We start from the raw sequence: 1660 nt of genomic DNA on the forward strand, positions 1-1660 counted from the left end.
CCTGAATTATTCATGAAATACTTTTTCCGTCGTTTCATAGGCAGTTGAGTCAATAAAAAGATCAGAAAAACGAGCGAGATCCTCTCATGACGTGCCACTAAATAAAAATCGTACGTTATTTTAAAAAATGGATTGATTCTAGGCAGTACTTTGTCGGTCTATTTTTAGAAAAAGACTGCTAAATCAATAATTTAAACGATTGTATCCTCTGGAATACAGTCCAAAATAAACCATCATAAACATTTGATGAGGCCAAGTGAATCGCTATTCTTCTTGCGTGCTTTGTTACCTTTGCGCCAATATGAATCAACTTAAAGCGTAACGTGGCGATTGTTGAATTTCTTTCTGAATCTGGAAGTACAGTCTTTTTAAATAGATGAATCAAATTATAGGATATGCAAGCTAACGCCATTCGCGCAGAGTTTTCAGTGAAAGTTGAGCTATCAGTCTTATCGAAATAAAAGCCGTTTTTGATTTCCTTAATGAAATTTTCCATAGTTCCCCGTTTTTGATAGAGAGCGAAGACAGTTTCTGGCGATACGTTTCTGAAATTTGAGAGAACAAACTCAAATCTTGTAAAGAGAAAACTTCCAGCATCCCGGATAGCTCTAACTGCGACGCGTTCTGCGTTTTTCCAACTCGCTGCTTGATAGGTGAGAAAGAAATACTGTACCTCATGTGTCCTGAAATCAGTTTCATCACTATAAAGGATATATCGCTCAGCCTCGCTACGTAGACGACTATTCGCCTTCAGGCGAATCACAAAACGGATATCGTTCTCATTACAAAAATTGTAAATTTCTGGTTTTGCAAAACCACTGTCACCACGAACCATACTATTCATATTGCAAGGATGTTTTGAAAAATGAGTGACAATATTTGAAAGAAAGGTCTCGGCATTCCTTGAGGTATAAACGTTACCTGGGCGTAATTCTGCGCCAAGAAACATTCCGGTTAAGCCATCAAAAGCGACAAGAGGATGATAGCCGTTAGTCTGATAGTGGTTGTTGAAATCTGCGCTTTCTTGATTTCCGTATGTGTCCGAATGAGTAGAATCAAGATCAATCACCATGTCTTGGACGTTATTTTGAGCAATCTGCATATCTGCCAACTGCTGGGCCACCTGCATAAACTGAGGGATCGTTTCTTTTGTGATTGCTTGGAAAAAGCGACTAATCGTTGGTTGTGATGCCAGAGTGCTTTTGTTGGAAAAGATAGTTTTGAAGATGGGGTCTAGTCGTAATCGATTCGCTGCGACATCTTTTGAGTAGCCAGCGATATGTTGTAAAAGTAGTTGCTCTATTATATCGTTATACGTATGATCTGGGTTTTTTCGGCTGTCAGTTAGTTTTACCTGCTCTTCAAGTATGCTTGAAAACCCAATCCGGTTCATAAACTCTTTTATCAGAACAAGACCGCTATCTGAAGAAATTTTGCCACCATCGTTGGCAAGTGTAATATTTTTATTGAAAGTTAGTTGTTTGTGTTGTAAAGTCGACATATGGGCACTCCTTGCTTGTATTGTGACGTTTTGGTTGACTTAACAATACCATAAGGAGTGCCTTTTTTTACACCCAAAGGGTGAAAAAAATAATTTGCAAAAACTGTTCAAGCAGAAGGGTTTACAAGGGTTACTGTTAAGTACTGTGAATTATTCAGG

Annotated in this window: 1 protein-coding gene; it reads right to left on the reverse strand. The window is 38.4% G+C overall.

The window, feature by feature from the left end; genetic code table 11:
- Nucleotides 1-178: 178 nt before the first annotated feature.
- Nucleotides 179-1501 carry an IS1380 family transposase gene (locus tag NE257_RS05150; protein WP_251885943.1) on the reverse strand — a complete coding sequence of 441 codons (1323 nt, stop codon included), beginning with the start codon at nt 1499-1501 and terminating at the stop codon, nt 179-181.
- Nucleotides 1502-1660 lie beyond the last annotated feature (159 nt).

Origin of the sequence: Enterococcus italicus (genome assembly GCF_023743875.1) — a bacterium.
Lineage (GTDB): Bacteria > Bacillota > Bacilli > Lactobacillales > Enterococcaceae > Enterococcus_G > Enterococcus_G italicus.

Excerpts from the sequence above, each read along its gene's own strand:
- NE257_RS05150 (WP_251885943.1), bottom strand. The coding sequence starts at position 1,501 with ATGTCGACTTTACAACACAAACAACTAACTTTCAATAAAAATATTACA.